The sequence below is a fragment of the Arthrobacter echini genome (genome assembly GCF_004803505.1).
GTDB lineage: Bacteria > Actinomycetota > Actinomycetes > Actinomycetales > Micrococcaceae > Arthrobacter_D > Arthrobacter_D echini.
Genome location: NZ_SSWH01000010.1, coordinates 1 through 20,960 on the forward strand (window position 1 = coordinate 1; position 20,960 = coordinate 20,960).

Genomic DNA, 20,960 nt, shown 5'->3' on the forward strand with positions numbered 1-20,960 from the left:
ACCCCACCGGCCAGGTGAACGCATCTTCGGACGCTGCGCACGATCTGCAGCTTGCTGTCGTCTTACCATCAAACACCTTCCGCTTGAGGTGTTGCGACAACCGATTGAATCCGCCTTGAGCGCCGCGATCCGAGTGAAACACCACGCCGGGCTTCTCGCTGCCTGGCTCTTCAATGTCCGCCTTCTGGCGGTCGGCGAGGTATCCGTGGTCCCGGGCCATGGTCAGGGCGCTGGTGCACAGGCTCGCGCGCATGTGCTCGGCCATGGCCCAGCCGATCACCATGCCCGTGCAGAGGTCGATCACGGTTGCCAGATACAGCCATCCTTCCCCGGTGCGCAGGTAGGTGATGTCCCCGACGAGCCGGGTCCCGGGCACCTTCGAGGTGAAGTCCCGGGCACCGTGGTCGTCGAGCATGTGGTTGCTGATATGCGCTGTCTTGGCCTGCGGGTCCTGCACGGTGGTCTTCTTCCACGCGGTGATGCGCACCGCGCGCAGCCCTTGTTGGCGCATGATCGCGCCCACCGTCGGGGCCGACACGGAGATGCCGGCAGTGTTGAGCATCAGCGTCAGCTGATCCCGGCCGGCACGGCCCTTCTCCTTGGTGTAGAGCTCGTTGATAGCGGTCGTGAGTTTGTCGTGGCGCACCATCCGCGGTGAAGGGCCGGCAGGGTTCCGCCACCGGTAGAACGAGGCCCGCGACACTTTCAGGACCCGGCACAGCCACGCGATCGGGTAGGTCGCCTTCTCTACTTCGATGAACGCGTAGAACTCTTCTATCGTTGCTTCGCTGCAAAGAAGGCGCTGACTTTTCCCAGGAACTCGACCTCAGCCTTGAGCTTCGCGTTCTCCGCCAACGCCTTCTGGTGCTCCTGCCACGACACCGGGTCACGGGCCCCGGCCGGGTCCGGTACGGCAGGATGCTTCGCCCGGTAGGTGCGCAACCAGTTCCCCAGGGTGCTTTCCTTCACCCCGATTTCCACCGCGATCTGCTTCACGGGTCGTCCTGAGGTCAGGACAAGCTGCACGGAATCTTCACGGAACGCGGGGGCGTACGTCTTCTTACTACGAGTAGTCATCTGAAACGGAGGCTCCAATCAAGCTGTCTCACAAAACCATACGGCCGCAGACGTGCTCGTTCTTCTTCCGGGAGGAGAACGCGGTGAACGGTGTTTCGGCGACCTCGGCCTTCGAGATCCAGGTGTCAGTAGTTTCGTCGAAGACCGCGTCGGTGTAGTCGATGGTCCTCCATTGTGTTTCCTCGATGCCAGCGATGGCGCGTTTGACTGCCGGGTTCATGCGCACCGTCACCGAGACCTCCGCCCCGCCAGCAAGAGCCGCGCTCACCGGGGCGTGACCGTAGTAGGCCGAATCGAACCGGCACAATACCGGCGAACCGGCATGAACCCGTCCCAGGGTTGCTAGGGAATCGGCGACCAGGCGTGTGGCGCCGCGCGCCGAGTTCGCCGCTCCCTTGCGTAGGCGTTGGGCAAGGATCACCGGAGCGGTGTCCTTCGTGGAAGCGATGGCCAGCAGGGCGTTGAGCCCACGGACCCCCGAATACCCGTACCCGGAGCCCTGCTTCTGATACCCATGGACCTCGATGATCGTGTCGTCGATATCCACGAACACGAACCCCTCCGCCCCGGGGCCACGCAGCAGGGGTGCCTGCTTGGCGAGGTTTCCTAAGAAGCGGGACGCGACGGCGTCGAGTTGGCGGACATGCCCGAAAGTGAAGGCTCGCAGGAACGACCCCAAGGTGGAGGGGGCGTAGCAGGAGGAGAAGAGCCGCTTCATCCCGCCGTGGCGCAACACTGCCATGTCATCAATCGAGTCCGCCCCGGCGGCCATTCCGGCAACCAGGGCTGCGATCTTCAACCCGGCGTTGGCACCCTTGTCAGTCGGTACGCTCAACCAGGAATCGGCCAGTTCACGCAAGCCAGCGGTGCGGGCAAGATCCATGATCGGGGCCAGCCCCGCGGAAGCGATCAGGTTGGGCTCATCGAACGAGACTGACATGGCTCTTGGACTGTGGGAAACTTGCATCTGCGAGATGCCCTCTCACCGAGTTGAATTTGAACCTTAGACAGTCCTATTCTTCCCGGTCAGGCGGGCATTTCGTCTTTAATGACGTGCTATCTCGCCGATACTCATCGGTGGATCAAGGCTAAGAAGCGGGACGCGACGGCGTCGAGTTGGCGGACATGCCCGAAAGTGAAGGCTCGCAGGAACGACCCCAAGGTGGAGGGGGCGTAGCAGGAGGAGAAGAGCCGCTTCATCCCGCCGTGGCGCAACACTGCCATGTCATCAATCGAGTCCGCCCCGGCGGCCATTCCGGCAACCAGGGCTGCGATCTTCAACCCGGCGTTGGCACCCTTGTCAGTCGGTACGCTCAACCAGGAATCGGCCAGTTCACGCAGGCCAGCGGTGCGGGCAAGATCCATGATCGGGGCCAGCCCCGCGGAAGCGATCAGGTTGGGCTCATCGAACGAGACTGACATGGCTCTTGGACTGTGGGAAACTTGCATCTGCGAGATGCCCTCTCACCGAGTTGAATTTGAACCTTAGACAGTCCTATTCTTCCCGGTCAGGCGGGCATTTCGTCTTTAATGACGTGCTATCTCGCCGATACTCATCGGTGGATCAAGGCTTAGGCCTCTAACGAGTCGAGTCAAAGACGTCCATATGGAACACTCGCACCGGGGCGTTCCAGGTAAGAACCTAAGGAACCTTCAACGCGGTGGTGCCTCCGGTTCCATTCAGGCCATGGATCGCCACGACATGGAATGATCGCAGCAGCAGGAATACCACACGTGCAGACGTGCGGACATGGCCATGTGAAAGGGGCCTGTCTCAGTAACGGTGTTTCTGGCGTTTTCATTTAGTAGGTCTCCGCGGCCGGCCAGCGGTCGGCGAAGGGGAAGAGCGAATGCGTTCAGCGCGGGCTTCCAGCGGATCGTCCATCGGGCTCATCCCACGCCCGTCGGGTTGAGGGATCTGGTGACAAGGTACAGGCATTTCAGCGCGGGCTTCTAGCGGATCGTCCATCGGGCTCGTCCCGCGCCTGTCGGGTTGAGGGATCTGGTGACAAGGTACAGGCATTTCAGCGCGGCCTGCTCTGTCGGGAAGTGTCCGCGCGCCCGGACGGCTCGGCGGTATCGGGCGTTCAACGACTCGATCGCGTTGGTGGAGCAAATCACTCTGCGGATCTCGAGGTCGTAGTCCAGGAACGGAATGAACTCCTCCCTCGCGATCTCCCACAGCCTCACGATCGCCCCGTATCTGGTGCCCCACAGCTCGGTGAACTCATCAAGGGCGGCCCTCGCGGCCGTCGGGTTAGGCGCCGAGTGGATCGGTTTGATCGCACGTTTAGTCCCGTCACAGTGTTGCTTGGAGGCAAGTTTGAAGGTGTTCCGGATCAGGTGGATCACACATGTCTGCACTGTTGCCAGCGACCAGACGTTCGACATCATCTCGGGCTGCCACTTCGGCCCGTCGCAGACCAGGAAGAGCGAGTCTTTCACCCCGCGATTACGAATGTCAGTGAGGACGCTCATCCAGAATTTCGCGCCCACACCACAGGTGCCGGCCCAGAGGCCCAGGACGTCCTGCTCGCCTGCCAAGCTGACCCCGATCGCCGCGTGAATGGGCGGGTTCGCGACCTGCCCATCACGGATCTTCACCACGATCGATTGGGGCACCTCCCACGAAGTGGGGACGATGAAGATCGCGGCGTACACCTCATTCAGGGGCCGCGCGGACCACTCGTTCATCTCCTCGACGACCTTGTCCGTGACGCGGGAGATCGTCTACTTCGACACGGATGCACCGTAGATCTGCGCGAAATGCGCGCTGATCTCACCCGTCGTCAAGCCGTTGGCATACAACGACAAAACGACTTCCGCGACCCCGTTCAAACGACGTTGTCGCTTCTTCACGATCTGCGGTTCGAAAGAGCCATCCCGATCCCGAGGGACCTCGATCGTGACCTCCCCAGTCGCTTCCGTCAACACAGTCTTCGGGCGCTTCCCGTTACGGACATTGCCCGACGTGCGGTCACGGTCGGGACGATGCTTTTTGTGCCCGAGATGCTCGGTGAGCTCCTCGCTCAGGGCTGTCTCGAGCACGTTCTTCGTGAACAGCTTCAGCAGGCCATCAGGGCCGGTCAGCGCCAGGCCCTGTTCCTTAGCCTTGATCCACCACCCGCGGGTCGGTGGATCAAGGCTTAGGTCCGGCGGTTATTCTGTGCTGAGGATCGCAAACTGTGTTCCGAAGGCGAGGTTTTACGTATGGTTCGACCTGAATGGCCTCGGACGTTCGGGCGCATTATTGTGAGTCGGCCGGTAACGGCTGGGTATGTGGTGTTGTTCTGGGTGGTGGGGTTGACGACGGGAAGTTTGTTGTCCGGGCCCGCCGAACCGTTGGCTTCCGCCGTCCGTCTCTCGGTAGACTCCGCGGTGTCGAGTCCCTGGACCATAGGAACAGCCCTGTTCTGGGCGGACTCCCTCGGCGGATATCTGGTAGCGACCGTTTTGTTGATGCTGACGGGGTGGGCGTTTGAACGACGGATGGGAAGCGGCAGGTTCCTACTCGCTGCCCTGGCGGCACACGTCGTCGGAGTCTTTCTGACTGTTGGCTTCACCGGGCTGACGAGTGCCTTGGTCGGTGACTGGACGGCAGCCCTGGTATCCGAGTCCTTCGTGGGGGTGACGGGCCTGGTGTGTGGTGCTGCAGCCGCCGGATCGGCAGCGCTCGGAACCCTGTGGAGGCGGCGCCTGCGGGTCGGCCTGTTCACCGTTGTGGTCTTGCTGGCGCTGTTCAGCGGGACCTTCCAGGACATGCTTAACCTGTTCGCTGCGGTGGTCGGCGCGATCATCGGTCCTTGGCTGAAGGGCCGCCGTATTCATCGGCCGCGTTTCGCCGTGAGCCGGAGGGAGGCGCGGGTCCTGATCGCGCTCCTGGTGGCGGCGTGTGCGGCCGGTCCGGTGATCGCCGCGCTGAATACGCAGGCGGCGGGTCCGCTGGCTGTCCTCGAGTATCTGTTCACCGAGGTCCAGCCCACCGATCCGGCGACTGTCACCGCGGTGTGTGCGGATTCGGCGCAGGTGGAGGACTGCGCAGCCGCGAGGCTGCAATTGCGTGCCGGCGCAGGTGCGGTATTCATGGCTGTCCTGCCGTCGTTCCTCCTGGTGGTCCTCGCCGACGGACTCCGCCGAGGTCGCAGATTCGCGTGGTGGGCGGCGCTGATCATCCAGACACTCGCAACGATCCGGGCGGCAGCAGAGGTTTTCTCGCTCTCTGCCGGTTCGTCAGGGATCGTCGGTCTGCCCTTGGTTGAAGCAGCGTACGCCGGCCGGCTCGTAAGCGTGGCCGTAGCGTTGATCGTGCCCTTGGTGGTGATCGTTGTCCTCCTGATGAGTAGATCTCTATTCACTGTTTCCGCCCCACCTGGCACTTACAGGCGGCTCGTCGTGGTGCTGGCTGTGGCAGGAATTATGTTGAGCGCGCTGTATGTGGTAATCGGTCTGTTGTTGAGTGACGGGTTCACTCCGGAGCCGGGATTCAGGCAGCTGTTGTTCGACGCGCCCGACCGTCTCCTCCCGCTGAGTCAGTTTCTTGAACAGGTTCCGGCGATCGTGCCGCAGAGCCCGGCTGCCGTGTTGCTCTACGAGGGTGTCGGCGTCGTGTTCTGGCTACTTGCCGCTGTCCTGATGATCCTGTCGTTCCTCCGTCCAGCTCATTACGGTGCCGGGACCGATGAGGACCGGGCCCGCGAGCTGTTGCACCTCCACGGTGGGAGCACGCTGGGCTGGATGACGACCTGGCCCGGTAATTCGTACTGGTTCTCCTCCTCCGGGTCCAGCTACGTCGCCTTTCGGGTCCTGTCAGGGGTGGCACTGACCCTCGGTGAGCCGGTTGGACCGCGTGAGGAGCTCGCGGCGACGATCGACGAGTTCAGCGAGTTCTGCTCGATGAACGGGTGGGCTCCGTGCCTGTACTCCGTGGGGGGCCGGGTCAGTGACCTGACCGACGCCACCGGGTGGAACAGCGTCCAAGTCGCGGAGGAGACGATCCTGCCGCTGGGCTCGATCGCCTTTACCGGTAAAAAGTTCCAGGACATCCGCACTGCTCTGAACAAGGCAGGGAAAGAGGGCATCCGGGCGGAGTGGGTGAGATATCCTTCTGCGCCACGAGCTGTGGTTGATCAGATCAACGCGATCTCCGAGGAGTGGGTGGCAGACAAAAGCATGCCGGAAATGGGGTTCACCCTTGGGTCGCTGGACCAGGTCGATGATCCGGAGGTGCGCTGTCTGATCGCCGTCGACGCTGATCGGACTGTTCACGCCGTGACCTCCTGGTTGCCGGTGTACGAAGATGGTCAAGTGGTCGGGTGGACCCTGGACTTCATGCGCCGACGTGGGACAGGGTTCCGGGCCTCGATCGAGTTCCTGATCGCCTCGGCCGCCCTGACCCTCGAGCAGGAGGGATTCGGGTTCATCAGCCTCTCGGGGGCGCCGCTGGCGCGCCTTGATCCCACCGACTCCCCGGACGCGGTGAAGGTCCTCGACCGGGTTCTTGCCGGGCTGGGCGCCCTGCTCGAACCGGTGTACGGCTTCAGATCCCTCCTGGCCTTCAAAGCCAAATTCCAACCGACATACGAGGCACTGCACATGGTGTATCCGGACGCTTCGGCGTTACCCGCGATAGCGAACGCCGTAGGCCGGGCCTATCTACCCGAAGTCTCCCTCGGACAGGGCCTGAACCTCGCCCGCAAGGTCCTGGTACGCAGCGCATGAGTACCATCTCCCTGATCTCCGGACCCGTCCCGGTCCTTGCCCTCGCCGCGGGCGCAGCAGGGCTCGGATGGTTGGTGGTGAAATCCCGCCGCTACCTGGTCCGCGTGGTGCCCGTGGCGCTGATCGCCGCAGGAGGACTCACCCTGGTCCTGGTATATGTCGCGGAGAACATCTTCCACTGGTGGGACGACACCCTCCCCCCGATCCTGTACATCCCGGCGGGCCTCACCTTCCTCGCCCTGCTCCTGATCGTCCCGCGGATCCGCGCCAGGTCGGGTTCGAGGCTGGTCGCGGTGGTGGCCGGGGTGGTAAGCGTGGTCCTGGTCGCCGTGGCCTCGGCATCATTCGTCAACGTGCATTTCGGGCAGTATCCGACCCTCGCCAGTGCCCTGGGAGATACCGGCGTGTCGGATCAACCCATCAGCTCCGTCGCCGCCGGACCCAACACCCCCGGAACACCGGCCACATCGCAGAGTACGTGGACCGCGCCGCCGACCATGCCCACCGGCGGGACGATCTACTCGGTGACTATTCCCGGCCCAGTCTCCGGATACGCATCAGCACCGGCACTGGTCTATCTACCGCCGGCCTACCTCGCCGCACCTAAAGCATCGAATCTGCCCGTCCTGGTCCTCTTCCACGGGCTGCCCGGAAGCCCCGTGGACTGGGTGAACGGGGGGCAGATCGCCCAGGTCATGGATACCTTCGCCGCCGCTCACGACGGCCTGGCACCGGTCGTGATCATCCCGGACATCACCAACAACGGTGCCAGTGACCCGCCCCTGTGCATGGATACCAAGGTCAGTAAATCCGACACGTACCTCTCCGTGGATCTACCGGCCTGGGTGGAATCCACCCTCGGCGCTGGAACCGCAAGCGCCCGGCAATGGGCTATCGCCGGATACTCCTACGGCGGAACCTGCACCATGCAGCTGGCCACCAATGACTCTGAGGTCTACCCGACATTCATCGACATCGCGGGTGAGACCGAGCCGACCGTGGAGGGCGGGCGCTCGGCAGTCATCAGCACCTACTTCGCAGGAGACGCGTCCGCGTTCACCGACCAGAACGCCCTCGACCGGCTGACCAACCACTCATTCCCGGACTCGGCCGGCATCGTCGTCGTCGGGGCCACGGACACCACCTACAGATCCCAGGGCCAGCAGGTGTTCGACGTCGCCCACGCCTCCGGCATGGACGTCACCGAGCAGGTACTGCCCGGCGGCCACTCCTGGCAGGTCTGGAAACCGGGCCTGGTCAACAACCTGGATTGGCTCGCGCAAAGGATGGGTCTCATCAAATAATCGACCGCGAAAAGCCTGGAAACATTGTGGAGTTCTGATGCCTGACATGAGCGACGACGTTGCCCCCATCGATCGTTCGTCCGCAGGTGGTGCCGGGCCAGGTAGTGAAGATTCCACATCTGCGGTCGGGGCTGATTATGAAGCGACGCCCGAGTCGAGGCCGGACGAGACAGACGAGGTATCAGCTCGAGCGCAGATGGTCGGGGTCCGCCGGAATCGGCGTATCCGGCGGTGGACGGCTGTGTTGACGGTGCTGTTGGCGGTGTTGACGGTGGCGTCTGCGCTGTCGCCGCCGTTACGTGTGCGGATGGAAGTGTTGCTGGAAGTACTACCATTTCCCGCTTTGCACACCGCTGCCGCATCGACGGTGTTCGTGGGCTTTGTACTGGGGCTGTGTGCTCGTGGGTTGTTGCACGGTCAGCGGATCGCGTGGGTGGTGGCGGTTGCTCTAATGGTGACGGCGGTTGTGCTCAACCTCATCAAGGGCCTCGATGTCGAGGAAGGAGTAATCAGTCTCGTCCTGGTCGGATGGTTGGTTCTGGTCCGGCGGGCTTTCACCGTGGTGCCTGCCCGGGCTCAGCTGCGGCGGGCTGTGAATGTGGCGGTGGGGGCCACAGTGTTCGTGATCGTGGTGTCGACGGTGCTCGCTCTGACACTGGGGCGCCGTCATCACCCGCGGGCCGGTGAGACGATCCGTGCCGCTGCGGAGCGGCTCGGAGGTGACACACGTCTGCCCATCGTGGGGTTGGGGCCAGCAGGTACACCGTTGTTGGCAGCGGCTGGGATTGCTGTGGTGGTGGCGGCACTGTGGATACTTCTGTCACCTCGGCGATCGTTGCCGCGCACACCGGCGGATCACCTCGTCGACCGCGAACGTGCCAGGGCTATCGTTGCTCTCTATGGTGGGGGAACGTTGGACTACTTCGCGCTACGCGATGACAAGGAATGGTTCTTCACGAACGACGCGGTAGTGGCCTACGCGGTGCGAGGCGGCGTCTGTTTGGTCTCACCGGATCCGATAGGCCCTCATGGAAGCCAGTACCAGGTGTGGGCAGATTTCATGGATTTTGCTGCCACACGTGGCTGGACGCCGATGGTTGTGGCAGCCTCCGCAGACCGCCTCGAGATGTATGGTCATGCGGGCCTGAAACCCATGTATCTCGGCGACGAAGCCGTCGTCGACGTGGCTTCCTTCACCCTGACCGGGCGGGCTGTGAAGGGGTTGCGGCAATCAGTGAACCGGGTCGAGCGTGCAGGAGTGAACGCCGTTTTCATCGATCCAGCCACGGCACCGGACGAAGTGCGGGAGAAGGTGCTCGCTATCGCCGATAAATCGCGTCAGGGTGAGACGGAGCGGGGCTTCTCGATGACGCTGTCCCGAATGTTCGATCCTGCCGATACCGGCTTGTTGATGGTGCTGGCCACCGATGAGAGGGGCCGTGTGCTCGGATTCATCCAGTGGGTTCCTGCCACCGATCTGCCCGGCTGGTCGCTGGACGTGATGCGCCGCGACACTGCCACGGATGTCCCCAACGGGTTGACCGACTTCATGATCGTCAAGACGATCGAGCGCATCGCCGCTGAGGGGGGCAAGGGTCTGGGCCTGAACTTCGCGGTCATGAGGGACTTCATGACGAAGCCGCCCGAGAGTGTCGCCGAGCAGATCCGACGTCGCATCCTCGACATCGTCGCCAAGCACTCGCAACTGGAATCGCTGGGCAAGTTCAACGAGAAGTACGACCCCACATGGGTTCCGCGGTACGTGATGCGCGGCAGCGGGGATGAACTCCTGAAACAGGGACTGGCGGTTGCCCAGGCTGAAGGAGTGATCGACACCCCGGGCAGGGCGGCGCGGTCATGACACCGGGCAGGAACTCCTCATCTGCTTCGTCCTCGTTCGATCGGGAAGCGAGGTTCTGCTGATGGGCGTTTCCCTGGCCGCGGCCGTGGTGGCTTCCGTGTTGATGGGAAGCGCCGCGATCTTGCAGTCACTGGCGACTCGCCGTGCAGTCGGCCTCCTGGTCTTGAAGCACCCGCTGTATGTAGCCGGGACGGTGTTGGACCTTATCGGGTGGGGACTGTCGGTAGTGGCGATGCGCCATCTGCCCCTCCTGGCGGTGCAGACGATTCTGGCCGCGTCGCTGGCGGTCACCGTGATCCTGGCAGCACGAATACTTCGGGTGAAGCCAAGTCGTAGTGTCTGGGTTGCCGTCATCGTGGTGTGTTTGGCGTGCGGTGTCGTTGTAGTCGCCGCACAGCCGGGCCCACCGGCACCCGCCCCTGCACAGTTCAGCCTGGTCCTCACCTTTTCGCTGATCCTGCTGGTAGCTGTGGCCGCGCTGTCCTACAGGCATCCGCGAACACCCGTATGCGCGGTAGTGGCCGGCATGGGGTACTCGGGTGCCGCTGTTGCGGCCCGGGCGATACATGGCTCCTCCATCGATGCGCTTTTGAAGGAGCCACTGGTATGGCTGATCGTAGGCTTCGCCATTGTGGGAGCCGTGATGTTTTCCCGGGCGCTGGAGACCCGCGCCGACGCAGTCAATGAAGCATCAGCCTGGTTGTGGGTGATCGAGATCGTCGTACCGTCCATCGTCGGTGTCATGGCTCTCGGGGACCAGGTACGTCCTGGATGGGCCATTCCCACCGTGGTGGCCATGATCGCCGCCATCGTGGCGACGATGAGGATCTCGACCTCCAACACCCTGCTCGAACACCTAGTCAGTCCCCAGGCGTCGTAGTACTCAGTAGTCCCGCTGCGCTGCCGGACCGAAAACGGACGATACCCAAGGTGGATGGACCACGACAAGCAAGGGCGTCCCGGGCCGTCACTGATCGGTTCCCTGCGAATGGCCTGTGCACTCCTCGCCGCAGCAATGACCGCTGGGGTGACTGACGGCTGGACCCGTTCGTGCTGGTGCTAGGTGACCCATGGAGTCCTGACGCTATCGACGCTGTGGACAATTGTTGTCGTGGGTGCTGCGGTCTGCGATGACGTGACGGTGCTGCCCACGGCCGCTGTCACCACCAGTAGTGCACCCAGCAGGAAACTCCCTCCTGCCATCATCGCCGCCCGACGTTGCTCGCGTCCTGTCCGGTACATGGTGTCCTCCTCAGAGCATCTAAGTCTGGTCAGAATCGGCCATCAGTAGGTGAAAGCTCGACAACCACAGTGTTCACCGAGGACCTTGAACAGATGCTGAGGATCTGCAGCCGGCGACACCGACCGAAGAACACCACCCAGCAACTTCGGGGCACCGCGCAAGGAAGCGATCAATGCGATTGACCAGCGATTCTGACCCTCGAAGACGAAGACGAAGACGAAGACGAAGACGAGGGCGAGGGCGGCCCCCTGCTCTCTCAGCATTCTCTAAGTGAACGGGGGTGAGAGTTGTATCAGGCAGCCAAAGCGGCGCCGGACCCGACGCACCAGCTAGAGAGCAGTATTCAAGGGTTCACATGCGTTGATTGAAAGGTAGTAGTGCCATGAACACCTCCCAGAAGAAGAAGGCCGTCGTCGGCTCGATCGCAGGTCTGGTTCTGGTCGGCGGAACCGCTCTCGGCGGTATCGCCGTCGCCAACGCCAACACCACCGGCACTGACTCGATGGGAACCAGTGACGTTGCACAGGATGAGAGGGGCGAATCGAACGAGGCGAAGGTGAAGGGGTCGATCTCGGTCCCGGAGTCCGCGACCGAAGTCTCCGACGCCGAGGAAAGCGCCCAGCTGGCCAAGCTCGCGACGATCGACACCAGCGCAGCCGAGAAGGCTGCCGCAGCGTCGGTGCCCGGCAGCACGGTCGTCAGTTCGGAACTCGGTGACGAGGACGGGTTCGTGGTGTACGAGGTGGACGTCAAGGATGATGCGGGAACGGTCACCGAAGTCACCGTCGACGCCGGCGACGCAAGCATCCTGGCCTCCGAAACCGGCGATGATGATGACGACCAGGAGGATGGCAATGAGGCGAAGGTGAAGGGGTCGATCTCGGTCCCGGAGTCCGCGACCGAGGTCTCCGACGCCGAGGAAAGCGCCCAGCTGGCCAAGCTCGCGACGATCGACGCCAGCGCAGCCGAGAAGGCTGCCACAGCGTCGGTGCCCGGCAGCACGGTCGTCAGTTCGGAACTCGATGAAGAAGACGGGTTCGTGGTGTACGAGGTGGACGTCAAGGATGGTGCGGGAACGGTCACCGAAGTCACCGTCGATGCCGGCGACGCCGGCATCCTGGCCTCCGAAACCGGCGATGACGACTAAGGAGCTGGAGGCCCCTGTATCGGGCTGACCATGACGGTGATCCTGACATCAACACCATCCAGGTAGCCTCCGGGTAATTCGCCAGCGACCGTCAACCGTACAAGAGCTCCTTCTGGCAGTTTCAGCGTGAGTGAGACCCCAGGACCCCGACCGCGTACCGCTCCCCACAGCGGTACGCGGTCGGTCCTGCGCCAAACCCGTACTCCGCGACTGGCTCACACCCAGGCACGCTGACGGAATTCATAGATGAGCCACGTGGCCCCTCGCCTGCAAGAAAAAGGTGGGCGGATACGCTCCGGAACCTTTCAGTTCCCGCTTGGGAGGGTGGCCAAGCAATCAAGTAGCTAATGCCCAAACGCTCGGTCGTGGTCGTCAGCGACTACACCGAGTACTCGGAGGCGTCAGTGGTTTCCAGTGGTTGGCACTACATAGGTTCTCCAGTGAAGTGACCGACCGGCTATCAGCACAAAGTGTGAGAGGGAAAAGTACATGATGCATCTTATGGCTGGGTCTCTACCGGCTGGACTATCCCTGGGGAGCGTTGCGGACCCGGCAGCGCTGCTCGATAGCGCCGGAGGATGGGTTTTGCTGGTGGTCGCCGCGATTGTCTTCATCGAATCCGGGGCACTGTTTCCCTTCCTGCCGGGGGACTCCCTGATCTTCACCGCGGGCCTTCTTCACGCTCAGCTAGGCATCAATCTGGTGGTCCTCATGGCGGTCATCGTGGGCGCTGCTATCGCAGGAGATCAGGCAGGATACTGGTTGGGTCGCCGCTTCGGACGGCGCCTGTTCACAGAGGATGCCCAGGTACTGAACACTCGATACTTGACCGGTGCGGAGAACTTCTTCACCCGGTACGGGGGACGATCGCTTTTCCTGGCACGGTTCGTGCCATTCGCCAGGACCTTCGTTCCACTGGCAGCCGGCACTGCGCAGTACCGCTACCGCTCGTTCCTCCTGTGGAATGTCATCGGGGCGGTCCTCTGGGGTGTCGGTCTGACCCTCGCGGGCTCGCTGCTGGGTGGGGTGCCCTTCGTCACTGATCATATCGATCTCATCGCCGTGGTCATCGTGACGTTGTCCGTCGTCCCCACTGTCGTCGAGATCATGCGTCACATCACGAAGAATAGAGCGAGCAGGGCAGCTCCTTCACCGCTGGTCGAAGAACAGAAGCATGATGAACCCGTGCTCCCTCATCGTGAGGTTGAAGTACCGTGACAGCGTCGTCGCAGCGAGACAGCTCGCACGCTGCCCGGTCATCGCAGGTCGGGCGTGGACCAGGAGCGGATACCAAGCAGCATGAGTCCGGACACGGCAGGGCTCGTCCCTCGTTCCTGCTACGGCACTGGGTGGTCGGTCCCTTCGTGGTCGGAGTTCTCGTCATGGCCGCCGGCCTAATCCTGAAGACCAATCTTTTCCTCGCCGCGTTCGATCTTCGGTTGTTGCAAGACGTCAGCCACCTCCATAGCGGAGTGGGAAACGCTGTCGCGCTGGCACTTCACGCCGGCCTTCGTGGGCTATCGGCAGTGGTGGTACTCGCCCTCGTGGTGGGTGCGATGATGGCTCTCACCCGGTCCGTCCGGAACGGGTTGACCATTTTCGTCCTGACCACGGGTGGGTGGGCTGCAACCGCGGTCATGAAAATACTTGTTAGCAGATCACGTCCTGATCAGTCGTTGTTGGCCGACTCGCTTCTCCCGGGCGTCCAAGGTGCGACGTCGTTCCCGTCCGGTCACACAGCGTTTGCTGCGTCCTTGGGGATCGCGGTAGCGCTCGTGATGTGGCGGACCCGATGGAGGACTCCCGCCATCGTCTCTGCCGCCGTATTCGCTGGGCTTGTCGGGGCGTCTCGAATCTATCTTGGCGTTCACTACGTCTCCGATGTCGTGGCATCCTTCGTCCTCTCCGCAGCGGTGATCGTCCTGCTGACTGGCGCGACCGGCTTCTTCCAGCGGTACCGAGCGAGTCTCATTAGGATTGGATCACCTGAAGGTGGAAGGAACCCCTGATGCGCGTGCTGCTGGTCGAGGACGAACAAGACCTTGCCGAGTCAGTTCGTCGTGGTCTGACGAACGAGGGGTTCGTGGTCGATGTAGCCCACGATGGTGTCACCGGCGCGTGGATGGCCGTGGAGAATCCGTACGACGCCGCGATTCTGGACATCATGCTTCCGGGCAAGCACGGTTACCAGATCCTCAAGGAGATCCGCGAGGCGAAGATCTGGACCCCGGTGTTGATGCTGACAGCCAAAGATGGCGAGTACGACCAGACGGATGCCTTCGACCTCGGTGCCGACGACTACCTGACGAAACCGTTCAGCTTCATCGTCCTGGTCGCCCACCTGCGAGCACTGATCCGTAGGGGAGCTCCGGAGCGCCCAGTTGCCCTGACGGTCGGCTCTCTCGTGCTGGATCCGGTACGACGCATGGTGACACGACGAGGATCGCCTGTACCTCTGACGCCGAAAGAGTACGCCATCGTCCATTTCCTGATGCGCCACCACGACCAGGTGGTGTCGAAAGCGGAGATCCTCGACAACGTGTGGGATCCAGCCTATGAAGGCAGCGACAACGTGGTCGAGGTCTACATCGGGTACCTCCGCAAGAAACTGGACCTGCCCTTCGACACCACAACACTGACCACTGTCCGGGGTATGGGATACTGCCTGGTCTCTGATGAGCCGTGAACCCGGCCCAACGGTAGCTTCTCCGCCGGGTGGGACACCACGCCGCACTTCCCGCCGTGGCGCCCCACGCCTATCGGGGTGGGGTGTTCGTCGGCAAGCAGTCCTGGCCGCTGTCATGACCATGGCCGTCGTTCTGATCCTGGCCGGAGTAGTACTGCTCCTGGTCCTACGATCATCACTGCTCGACAACGCCCGGGACCTGGCAGTACAACACCGCGACAGCATCATCGAACAAAACCAGGAAAACGACTCCGAGGACCTTCCCGGCAATCTCATCCCTGACCCCGGGGGTGTCGGCGGCACCTCGGGTGCACAGGTCACACAAATCATCGACGCACGTGGCACCGTCATCGCCACGACAGACCCATCCGTCGACGATGCGCTCTACGACGACGATTTCCTTGACCCTGGACAATCTTTCGTATCCGGCAACCCAGGGCTCAGCGGCATCATCGACGTCGATGACTACGTTGTCGCAGCCCAAGGCGTCCGAACTCCCGACGGTGACAGGATCGTCGCGGTCGGAGTGCCGACCGACATTGAACGCGATGCCATCAGCACGGTCGGCTGGTTCCTCCTGGCAGGTGTCCCAGTGCTACTTGCTCTAGCGGGGACGCTCATCTGGTTCCTCGTCGGACGGGCATTGCGACCTGTGGAACGCATCCGCGCAACCGTGGCCGGTATCTCCCAGCAGCACCTCGACGAGCGGGTGGAGGTCCCTCCCACCCGCGACGAGATCGAACGCCTCGCTTCCACCATGAACGACATGCTGACCAGGCTGCAGAGCGCCGACGCCGCGCAGCGCCGATTCGTCACCGACGCCAGCCACGAACTGCGCAGCCCTCTGGCCACCCTGACCACCGGACTGGAGATCGCGGCCGCCGACCCCTCCGTAACGACCTGGCGCGAGACGTCCGGCATGCTGCAGACCCAGGCCAACAGGATGGGATACCTCGTCGAAGACCTGCTGACCCTGGCCAAGATCGACGATGCCGGGCTCAGGTTCGTGATGCAGGACGTCGACCTCGATGATCTGCTCCTCGAGGAACTGGCCCGGCTGAAAGGCGTTTCCCAACACGCCATCCGTACACATATCGAACCGGCGCGGATCACAGCCGACCCCCAACGCATCACCCAGGTCATCAGGAATCTCCTCAACAACGCCGACCGACACGCGGCCACAACCATCACCATGAACCTCACGACCGAACCAGGACCTACCACCGTCACCAACCCAGCCGATAAGAGTCACGATCACGGCCTCGAAGCCGCAGGAAGGACAGTGATCCTGACGGTCGACAACGACGGTGACAGAATCCCCGCAGCACAACGCCAGCGAGTGTTCGACCGGTTCGTACGCCTCGACGCGAGCCGAACCCGGGAAAGCGGCGGCAGCGGTCTCGGTCTGGCCATCAGCCAAGAAATCATCAGGGCGCACTCCGGCACCATCGTCACGACCGAAACACCAGCCGGTCACACACGCTTCGAAGTGATCCTCCCACTGCAAAATACTCACCCGGCGACGGTCGACGCCAGCACGAAAAAAGCAGCTCCCGATAGCGATCCGGCACGCAGCTCCCCCGACGAAATACTCAAAACGCGTCGAGGGCGTCAATGAAGACGGGACTGTCAGAAAAACGGTGTGTGGGAGTCCGGCCTGATCCGAGAGGAGATGGCCGTGAACGACTTCACGACCGAAGTATTAGAGGCGATGATCGATCCTGTGACGGGAGAGATCATTGATCAGAAGGTCCTTGCCGAACGGCTGCTGGCCCAGGCCAAGGAGCAGGGCGTGAGCCTTGTCGGTCCGGGTGGCTTGCTGAGTCAGCTGACGAAGAGCGTGCTGGAGACCGCGCTGGAGGCGGAGCTGACCGAGCATCTCGGGCACGACCACGGGCAGACGCCCATTGCGGCGAACATGCGCAACGGGACGAGATCGAAAACGGTGTTGACGGAGATCGGCCCGGTCGAGATCGAAGTGCCCAGGGACCGCGACGGATCCTTCGAGCCGGTCATCGTGCCCAAACGGAAGCGTCGTCTGGATGGCATCGATGAGATCGTGCTCTCGCTGTCCGCCCGCGGACTGACCACGGGAGAAGTAGCGGCGCATTTCGAGGAGGTCTACGGCGCCAGGGCCTCCAAGGACACCATCTCGAAGATCACGTCAGAAGGTCGCAGGTGAGCTCGCGGAGTGGTCTTCTCGTCCGCTGGACCCGCTCTACCCTGTGCTCTTCGTGGACGCGATCGTCGTGAAAATCCGGGACGGGCAGGTACGGAACACACCGTTCTACGTCGTCATGGGCGTCACCGTGAATGGGGAGCGTGACATTCTGGGGATCTGGGCCGGCGACGGGGGTGAAGGTGCCCGGTTCTGGTTGCAGGTCTTCTCCGAGCTAAAGAACCGCGGCGTCGAGGACGTGCTCATCGCCGTCTGCGACGGGCTCAAAGGGCTTACCCGAGGCGATCAACACGACGTGGGAGCGCACGGTGGTGCAGCAGTGCGTCGTGCACCTGATCCGCAACAGCTTCCGCTACGCTGGCCGGCAGCACCGCGACGGGATCGTCAGGGCCCTCAAACCGGTCTATACGGCCCCGTCCGAAGCCGCTGCGAAGGACCGGTTCGAGGAGTTCGCTGCGGAGTGGGGTAAAAGGTATCCAGCGATCGTGAAGCTCTGGGAATCCGCGTGGGCTTCAGTTTGTGCCGTTCCTCGAGTACGACGTGGAGATTCGCTTAGGTGATCTGCACGACGAACGCTATCGAGTCGATCAACGCCCGCTACCGGCGGGCTGTCAGAGCCAGGGGCCATTTCCCAAATGAGGCCGCGGCGCTGAAGTGTCTGTATCTCGTGACCCGGTCTCTTGACCCGACCGGCGGTGGCAGAGCACGCTGGGTCATCAGGTGGAAACCAGCGCTCAACGCGTTCGCGATCACCTTCGCAAGTCGGTTCGAGAAAACCATCCACTAATGAAAACCGCCGGACCCCACACACCGTTTATCGGACAGACCCTGCTATGACAGGCGGGGACTATACATGGGCTGCGGGTATCGTTTGCTGCATGCGTGCTTCCGCGGTTGGGTACCGCCGTAAGCGCCGACCTCTGCACAGGGTCTCTTAAAATTGGTGAGCTAGACATTGGAGAGAGTGTGATGTTGGGATGGTTGTACAGCAGTGAATGATCAGTGGGTCAGTGGGCCAGTATGGATACCGGAGGCCCCGCCATCGTGGGCGACCTACTTGGCACCAACCTTGCAACCGATTCCGCTTATCCCCGCGATCGCGGTGGTGTTGGGTGCGCTCTATCTGGCCGCCGCGATCCGTCTGTGGTCGATGGGGCGATCATGGTCTGTATGGCGAACAGCGGTTTTTCTGTTGGGCTGCATCATCATCATGATCACGATGGGTGCGGGAGTTGAGGGCTACGGGCTGCGTATGTTCTCCGTCTTCATGTTCCAGCAACTGACTCTCATGATGGCTGTTCCTCCGCTGCTGGTCCTCGGCCGGCCTGGCACCCTGTTGCTCCGTGCAACGCCTCACCGTGGACTCGGGCGCTTGGTCCTCAGGCTCGCCCATGCGGGTCTGCGATCAAGGGCCGCCCGGATCGTTCTTCATCCGGCCTTCATGATTCCGGTGTTCCTTGTCAGCTTCTATGGTGTCTATCTCAGCGGTATCGCTGACGCTATGCTTCCCTCCTGGTATGGGCATGTCACCTTGGAACTGCTGTTCCTGATTTCCGGGGTGCTCTTCACCGTGCCTGTGCTATCAACCGATCCGCTGCCGGTGAAGCAGTCCCACCTCGGCCGGCTCCTCGACATCTTCGCCGAAATGCCGCTCCACGCGTTCTTCGGTGTGGTCCTAATGATGGCGACCACCCCTGTCGTCGACTTCTTCGGCACGTTGCCCGTGGCGTGGGATGTTGATCCGATTACTGATCAGGGTATTGCCGGCGGTTTAGCCTGGTCGTACGGGGAACTGCCGTCGGTGCTGATGCTGCTGATCATCATGGTGCGCTGGCAGCGCGACGATACGTTGACTTCGCGGGCAGCCGACCGGAGACACAATCGGGAGGGAACGCCGGAGCTTGACGCGTACAACGCCTACCTCGAGCAGCTCCGGCAACGCTCCGAGCGCCATGATCGGCAACGATAGGGAGCCTCTGGCCTGCATCAGTCTAGATAGTGCACCGTTCCCCGTTCTAGGTCCTATACGGGGATTTTTGAGAAGAACTCGGTACTGGCACCATTTAACTTGTCACGAGTCGGACAGCTTCGCGGAAGTCTTCGAGCGAGGTCAGTGTGTTGCGGTTCTGGTCATCGAGGAGGATCAAGGCGGGGGCTCGGGTAATGCCGACGCGCGTGGCTTCAATCCGGTCGGAGTCGATGAGGGCGAACACCTCGGAGCTCTGCATGTCGGCTTCGAACTGTTCGCTGTCGAGGCCTAGCTCGTGGGCAACAGCCAGATAGGTATCCATGGTGATGTGGCTGTGCAGCCGGGGCAATTCCTGGGCGTCTGGACCCAGTGTGATTGCTTCCAGGAAGGAAAGAAAACACCCCTGGCGGTCGGCGGCCTCAAGTGCGGTTGCACCTAGGTATGCCTGATCGTTCGTGGGAAGGTGTCGCGCGACGAAGGTGACGCGGCGGGAGTAGTCCGCTCGGAGGTTGGAGAGAAATTCCTGGGTAGAGATGGTGCCGGGGGTGTATAGGTCGATGAATTGCACCAGGATGGTCCGCTCGTGGGAGGCACGCGAGATCAGACGGTCGCTGGGAGCAAGGGTGGCACGCAAGGCGGCCTGCTGGCTTGTATGGACAGTCGAACTCGTAGTGGAACCCGCCCGAGGAGCAGGAGAATCCCTTGAGGTCGCAGGGGACGGGTCGGAGTCGAGGTCAGGCTCGTCGGGACTGTTTGACAGGTACCCTTTGAATCCGATGAGAAAGGCGATGGAACCGAGTATCAGGATGATAGCCAGGGGAATCATTGCTGCTAACCAGGGGTTCATGAAAAGGTGCCAGTCCTGTCACGTCCGACGACATCGAACAGGTTTATAAGTTCGCGTGTGCCCGACGAGTCGTCGATCGGAACGTTTCGCCCCGAGATACTGCCATCGCGGCATATCAAATACATCCTACCGTGAACCATTCCACGCACCTTCGTGTCTCACCTGGGCAGCACAGCGAGGTGAGCCACGACGTTCATAGCTAGACCGGCGGCTGAGTGTTCGGTGTCATTGTGGTATCACCAGCTCATCACAGAGCGGCGACGGCGACCTGATCATCACACCCCACAGTGTGTTGAACGTTGCGGTGCGGGCTTTGACTGCACTCGTCCTAGTGGCGTGCAGCGTCCGGATTACCTCGATAGGGCCGGACATCGCTTTCAGGATCGCAGTTGAGGTCTGGGCAAGGACAGCTTGTGCAACCTGCTCAGCGCCCAAACGGTCGGACTTGCCGTCCATCCGCCGCGCGATCCTGTTGGGCAGGGTTAAGGTTCATTGTCGGCTCCCGCGTGGTCAAGGTACCAGAAGATCTGGACGGTCACTTTCGCTGGCATGGCGATGCCTTCTGTGACGGGCAGGTCATCGACACCATAACCGCGCTACCGCGCGCGAGTGGCTATCCCCACGGCACAGGACGTCAACGATGCGAGCAAGCGGGCCGAATCGGTGTGGGACCGGCAGGTGCACGATCAATCGTGGCGGGCGGTGTGGGCTTACTTTGCCAAGCGAGCCTGACGTGACCACCGCACGCTCACAGCGCAGGAGGACAAGGCCAAGGCCGTCGTTGCCGGCGAATAGGCCCCCAGGAAGCCACGATTCGTCAAGACCGCCAACGGCGCCACTGGCGTGGACGATGCCGCGCTGGAGCGTGCTCGGCGTCTGGTTGGGCTGAAGGGTGAGTATGACAACCCCATTTGGCCCCACTGTGATGG

At 62.3% G+C, this 20,960-nt stretch carries 13 protein-coding genes and 7 pseudogenes; 12 read left to right on the forward strand and 8 right to left on the reverse strand.

Going from position 1 to position 20,960, the window contains the following annotated elements; genetic code table 11:
• Window positions 1-151 precede the first annotated feature (151 nt).
• The 6 genes and pseudogenes from E8P82_RS11395 to E8P82_RS11415 form a co-directional block, all read right to left on the reverse strand.
• A pseudogene (locus E8P82_RS11395) lies at window positions 152-778 on the reverse strand (DDE-type integrase/transposase/recombinase); the annotation flags it as partial.
• On the reverse strand, window positions 775-1,077 hold the full coding sequence (locus tag E8P82_RS11400) for a transposase (protein ID WP_136455011.1): 303 nt from the start codon (window positions 1,075-1,077) through the stop codon (window positions 775-777). The gene E8P82_RS11400 and the pseudogene E8P82_RS11395, both read right to left, overlap by 4 nt.
• Before the next feature lie 31 nt (window positions 1,078-1,108).
• Window positions 1,109-2,044 (reverse strand): annotated as a pseudogene (locus tag E8P82_RS11405) (IS1380 family transposase); the annotation flags it as partial.
• A gap of 122 nt (window positions 2,045-2,166) precedes the next feature.
• Window positions 2,167-2,526: pseudogene (locus tag E8P82_RS11410) on the reverse strand (IS1380 family transposase); the annotation flags it as partial.
• A gap of 353 nt (window positions 2,527-2,879) precedes the next feature.
• Window positions 2,880-3,024 (reverse strand): annotated as a pseudogene (locus tag E8P82_RS15505) (IS256 family transposase); the annotation flags it as partial.
• A 6-nt stretch (window positions 3,025-3,030) separates the two neighbouring features.
• Window positions 3,031-4,194 (reverse strand): annotated as a pseudogene (locus E8P82_RS11415) (IS256 family transposase).
• Window positions 4,195-4,566: 372 nt separating this feature from the next.
• Here E8P82_RS11415 and E8P82_RS11420 point away from each other — a divergent pair.
• From E8P82_RS11420 to E8P82_RS11455, 8 genes are all read left to right on the forward strand, one after another.
• Window positions 4,567-6,795 carry a bifunctional lysylphosphatidylglycerol flippase/synthetase MprF gene (locus E8P82_RS11420; RefSeq protein WP_211096865.1) on the forward strand — a complete coding sequence of 743 codons (2,229 nt, stop codon included), beginning with the start codon at window positions 4,567-4,569 and terminating at the stop codon, window positions 6,793-6,795.
• The gene (locus E8P82_RS11425) at window positions 6,792-8,099 is read left to right on the forward strand and encodes an alpha/beta hydrolase (RefSeq protein ID WP_136455015.1); all 1,308 of its coding nucleotides are present in this window, start codon (window positions 6,792-6,794) and stop codon (window positions 8,097-8,099) included. The genes E8P82_RS11420 and E8P82_RS11425 overlap by 4 nt, the downstream gene beginning before the upstream one ends.
• 46 nt (window positions 8,100-8,145) lie before the next feature.
• Entirely contained in the window at window positions 8,146-9,960 is a 1,815-nt protein-coding gene (locus E8P82_RS11430; protein WP_168796559.1) for a bifunctional lysylphosphatidylglycerol flippase/synthetase MprF, read from the forward strand.
• 61 nt (window positions 9,961-10,021) lie between these two features.
• Complete coding sequence (locus E8P82_RS11435) at window positions 10,022-10,840, forward strand: hypothetical protein (protein WP_136455018.1); 819 nt, start codon at window positions 10,022-10,024, stop codon at window positions 10,838-10,840.
• Window positions 10,841-11,585: 745 nt separating this feature from the next.
• A complete protein-coding gene (locus tag E8P82_RS11440; protein WP_136455020.1) occupies window positions 11,586-12,350 on the forward strand; it encodes a PepSY domain-containing protein in 765 nt (254 codons plus the stop codon).
• A gap of 591 nt (window positions 12,351-12,941) precedes the next feature.
• Window positions 12,942-13,568 carry a DedA family protein gene (locus E8P82_RS11445; RefSeq protein WP_246021294.1) on the forward strand — a complete coding sequence of 209 codons (627 nt, stop codon included), beginning with the start codon at window positions 12,942-12,944 and terminating at the stop codon, window positions 13,566-13,568.
• A gap of 164 nt (window positions 13,569-13,732) precedes the next feature.
• On the forward strand, window positions 13,733-14,359 hold the full coding sequence (locus E8P82_RS11450) for a phosphatase PAP2 family protein (RefSeq protein ID WP_136455023.1): 627 nt from the start codon (window positions 13,733-13,735) through the stop codon (window positions 14,357-14,359).
• A complete protein-coding gene (locus tag E8P82_RS11455; protein WP_136455024.1) occupies window positions 14,359-15,036 on the forward strand; it encodes a response regulator transcription factor in 678 nt (225 codons plus the stop codon). Before E8P82_RS11450 ends, E8P82_RS11455 begins: the two co-directional genes overlap by 1 nt.
• A 175-nt stretch (window positions 15,037-15,211) precedes the next feature.
• Here E8P82_RS11455 and E8P82_RS15045 read toward each other — a convergent pair whose 3' ends face one another.
• Window positions 15,212-15,520 (reverse strand): hypothetical protein, encoded by a 309-nt coding sequence (locus E8P82_RS15045; protein ID WP_168796560.1) that lies wholly within the window; start codon window positions 15,518-15,520, stop codon window positions 15,212-15,214.
• 108 nt (window positions 15,521-15,628) lie between these two features.
• On the opposite strand from E8P82_RS15045, the gene E8P82_RS15050 reads away from it, so the two are divergent.
• From E8P82_RS15050 to E8P82_RS11470, 3 genes and pseudogenes are all read left to right on the forward strand, one after another.
• Window positions 15,629-16,654: a sensor histidine kinase gene (locus E8P82_RS15050; protein WP_281275797.1), complete on the forward strand. Its 1,026-nt coding sequence runs from the start codon at window positions 15,629-15,631 to the stop codon at window positions 16,652-16,654.
• A 93-nt stretch (window positions 16,655-16,747) separates the two neighbouring features.
• Window positions 16,748-18,002, forward strand: a pseudogene (locus E8P82_RS11465) (IS256 family transposase).
• Window positions 18,003-18,206: 204 nt separating this feature from the next.
• On the forward strand, window positions 18,207-19,184 hold the full coding sequence (locus tag E8P82_RS11470) for a cytochrome c oxidase assembly protein (RefSeq protein WP_136455028.1): 978 nt from the start codon (window positions 18,207-18,209) through the stop codon (window positions 19,182-19,184).
• A gap of 94 nt (window positions 19,185-19,278) precedes the next feature.
• On the opposite strand, the gene E8P82_RS15180 is transcribed toward E8P82_RS11470, so the two are convergent.
• Window positions 19,279-19,752, reverse strand: coding sequence for a DsbA family protein (locus E8P82_RS15180; RefSeq protein WP_187393387.1), 474 nt, complete (start codon window positions 19,750-19,752; stop codon window positions 19,279-19,281).
• 755 nt (window positions 19,753-20,507) lie between these two features.
• Between E8P82_RS15180 and E8P82_RS15510 the strand changes: the two are divergent.
• Window positions 20,508-20,937, forward strand: a pseudogene (locus E8P82_RS15510) (IS1634 family transposase); the annotation flags it as partial.
• Window positions 20,938-20,960 lie beyond the last annotated feature (23 nt).

What these genes read in the sequence shown, in the direction of transcription:
- E8P82_RS11400 (WP_136455011.1), bottom strand. Translation starts at nt 1,077, where the DNA reads ATGACTACTCGTAGTAAGAAGACGTACGCCCCCGCGTTCCGTGAAGAT.
- E8P82_RS11420 (WP_211096865.1), top strand. Translation starts at nt 4,567, where the DNA reads ATGGGAAGCGGCAGGTTCCTACTCGCTGCCCTGGCGGCACACGTCGTC.
- E8P82_RS11425 (WP_136455015.1), top strand. Translation starts at nt 6,792, where the DNA reads ATGAGTACCATCTCCCTGATCTCCGGACCCGTCCCGGTCCTTGCCCTC.
- E8P82_RS11430 (WP_168796559.1), top strand. Translation starts at nt 8,146, where the DNA reads ATGAGCGACGACGTTGCCCCCATCGATCGTTCGTCCGCAGGTGGTGCC.
- E8P82_RS11435 (WP_136455018.1), top strand. Translation starts at nt 10,022, where the DNA reads ATGGGCGTTTCCCTGGCCGCGGCCGTGGTGGCTTCCGTGTTGATGGGA.
- E8P82_RS11440 (WP_136455020.1), top strand. Translation starts at nt 11,586, where the DNA reads ATGAACACCTCCCAGAAGAAGAAGGCCGTCGTCGGCTCGATCGCAGGT.
- E8P82_RS11450 (WP_136455023.1), top strand. Translation starts at nt 13,733, where the DNA reads ATGGCCGCCGGCCTAATCCTGAAGACCAATCTTTTCCTCGCCGCGTTC.
- E8P82_RS11455 (WP_136455024.1), top strand. Translation starts at nt 14,359, where the DNA reads ATGCGCGTGCTGCTGGTCGAGGACGAACAAGACCTTGCCGAGTCAGTT.